This is a genomic window from Streptomyces humidus (assembly GCF_014649655.1).
Taxonomy (GTDB): domain Bacteria; phylum Actinomycetota; class Actinomycetes; order Streptomycetales; family Streptomycetaceae; genus Streptomyces; species Streptomyces humidus.
On sequence record NZ_BMTL01000104.1, the window covers coordinates 1 to 3,127 of the forward strand.

The 3,127-nt window shown below is 71.2% G+C and carries 1 protein-coding gene; it reads left to right on the forward strand.

Going from position 1 to position 3,127, the window contains the following annotated elements; genetic code table 11:
• Positions 1–72: 72 nt before the first annotated feature.
• Positions 73–3,127 (forward strand): acyltransferase domain-containing protein (locus IE239_RS41185; RefSeq protein ID WP_190154566.1); only part of this gene is annotated, 3,055 nt, incomplete at its 3' end.

The following is a 3,127-nucleotide window of genomic DNA, read 5'->3' on the forward strand; positions in this document are numbered from 1 at the left end:
CGGCATGGTGTGCTGCCGCGGACGTTGCATGCCGAGGAGCCGTCGTCTCGTGTCGACTGGGCCGGTGGGTCGGTGGAGTTGCTCACGGTGGAGCGGGCGTGGCCGCAGACGGGCCGTGCACGGCGGGCGGGTGTGTCGTCGTTCGGCATCAGCGGCACCAACGCCCACGTGATCCTCGAACAGGCCCCTTCCACGCCGGCGGAGATCGAGTCGTCCTCGGGTCCGGTGTCGATCCCGCCGGTGCCGGTGCCGGTGCCGGTGCCCGTGGTGGTGTCGGGTGCGGGTGAGTCCGCGGTGCGTGGTCAGGCGGAGCGGCTTTCGGCCTGGCTGGAGGGTGTGACCGACGACGTGCGCACCGTCGATGTCGCTCTGGCGTCGGTCACGAGTCGGGCCGTTCTGGAGCACCGGGCGGTAGTCCTGGCCTCCGACCGGGACGGGTTGCTGCGAGGTCTGCGCGCGCTGGCGCAGGGCGCCGACGCGCCGGGGCTGATCCGCGGTGCGCAGGCGCGTGCGGGGAAGACGGCGCTGCTCTTCGCGGGCCAGGGCTCGCAACGTCTCTGTATGGGGCGGGAGTTGTACGAGGCGTATCCCGTCTTCGCGGAGGCTTTCGACGCCGTGGACGCGGAGCTGCCGTTCGGTTTGCGGGAGATCGTCTTCGGTGAGGACGCGGAGCTGCTGGACCGGACGGAGTTCGCGCAGCCGGCTCTGTTCGCTCTTGAGGTGGCGTTGTTCCGGTTGCTGGAGTCGTGGGGTGTGCGTCCGGACGTGCTGGCCGGTCATTCCATCGGTGAGATCGCGGCGGCGTATGTGGCGGGTGTGTGGTCGTTGGCGGATGCGTGTCGTCTGGTGGTGGCGCGTGGCCGGTTGATGCAGGCGCTCCCGTCGGGCGGTGCGATGGTCGCGCTCCAGGCGTCCGAGGACGAGGTGCTGCCGCTGCTGGGTGACGAGGTGGGGATTGCTGCGGTCAACGGGCCGCGGGCGGTGGTGGTTTCGGGCGCGGCACAGGCCGTCGAGGAGATCACGGACCATTTCCGCGGCCAAGGGCGCAAGGTGACCGCGCTGCGGGTCAGCCATGCCTTCCACTCCCCGCTGATGGAACCGATGCTCGACGACTTCCGGGCCGTGGTCGAGACTCTGACCTTTGCCGAACCACGTCTGGCCATCGTCTCCACCCTCACCGGGACCCCCGCGGAAGCCGCGCAGCTCACGAACCCCGACTACTGGGTACGGCATGTGCGCCAAGCCGTCCGCTACGGCGACGCCGTGCGCATGCTCGCGGGACAGGGCGTCGGGCGTTTCGTGGAAATCGGTCCGGACGGCACGCTGACCGCGCTCGCGCAGGCTTGCCTGGACGGCCTGGACGGCCTGGACGGCCCGGACGGCCCGGACGGCCCGGACGACGGGGATGGCGGAGGGCTGCTGCTGCAGCCTTCCCTTCGCAGGGACCGGCCGGAGGCCGAGAGCGTACTGGCGGCCGCCGCAGGGCTGTTCACCCGTGGCGGTGAACTGGACTGGCACGAGGTCCTCGCACGGACCGGGGCCCGCTCGGTCGAACTGCCCACGTACGCCTTCCAACGCAAGAGCTACTGGCCTACCAAGACCCAAGGAAGGTTGGACGGTGACCTCTCAGGACTCGGCCTCTCGGCCGCCGATCACCCCCTGCTCGGAGCGGCGCTGGCACCTGCCGACGCGGACAGAGTGGTCCTCACCGGTCTTCTCTCGCTTCGGAGCCACCCGTGGCTACGGGACCACACCGTCTCAGGCGTGGTGCTGTTCCCCGGCACCGGCTTCCTGGAACTGGTCCTCCGCGGGGCGGACCAGGTGGGCTGCGACCGGGTGGAGGAACTGACGATCGCCGTCCCGCTGGCACTCCCCGAGCACGGCGGCGCGCGGATTCAGGTACTGGTCGACGGCCCGGACGAGTCGGGCCGTCGTGGCGTCAGCGTCTTCTCCCGGCCGGACGGTGCGGTGGAGGACGAGGCGTGGGTCCTCAACGCCACAGGCGTGGTGAGCGAGGGGACCGAGGCTCTGCGCCCGGACCGTTCCCTCGACGCCGGTTTCGGTGTGTGGCCGCCGCAGGGCGCGACGGCGGAGCCGGTCGAGGGTGCGTACGAGGCACTCGCCGGGCTGGGGTTGTCGTACGGTCCGGCGTTCCGAGGGTTGCGCGCCGTATGGCGGCGCGGCGACGAGGTGTTCGCCGAAGTGGTTTTGCCCGAGGCGCAAGGAGAACTCGCGGACCGGTTCGGGATTCATCCCGCGTTGCTGGACTCCGTCCTGCACGCCGTCCTGCGAGGAACGTTCGGCGCCGAGAACTCGCTGCGACTGCCGTTCTCCTGGAGCGGCGTCTCACTGTGGGCCACGGGCGCACGTGAGTTGAGGGTGCGGGTGGCTCCGGCGGGACCGGACGCGGTGACGCTCGAACTCGCGGACCCGGCCGGTGTCGCGGTGGCCACCGTGGACTCACTCGTGCTGCGCGAGGCGGCCGGCGGGGGCGCGCCGGCCGACGGCGGCAGGGACGGACTCTTCCAGCTCGACTGGGTGCGGATCCCGGTGGCAGCCGGACCGGTCCCGGAGGTGAGGACCGGGCTGCCGGGAACGGATGAGGCCGTGACCGGTGACGTACTGGTGCGGATCGAGCGCCCTGACGGCGGCGCGTCCGCAGCCGCCCACGCCGTCGCTCGTACCGCGCTCGAACTGGTGCGTGCCTGGCTGGCGGATGCGCGGTTCGAGGGTGTGCGTCTGGTGGTTGTCACTGAGGGTGCGGTGGCGTGTGACGGTGGGGTGGTGGATCCGGTTCTGGCTGCGGTGTGGGGTCTGGTGCGGGGGGCTCGGGCGGAGAGTCCGGGGCGGTTGGTGTTGGTGGATGTGGATGGTGCGGATGATTCGTGGGCTGTGGTGGGTGGTGCTGTGGCTTCGGGTGAGGCGGAGTTCGCGGTGCGTGCGGGGAGTGTTTTCGTTCCGCGGGTGGTGCGGGCGGGGTCGGGTGTGGGGTTGGCGGTGCCGGTGGGGGAGTCGGCGTGGCGGTTGGAGATCGTGGAGAAGGGGACGTTGGAGGGGCTTGGTCTGTGTCCGGTGGCGGAGGCGGGTGCGGAGCTGGGTGTGGGGCAGGTTCGTGTGGCGGTGCGTG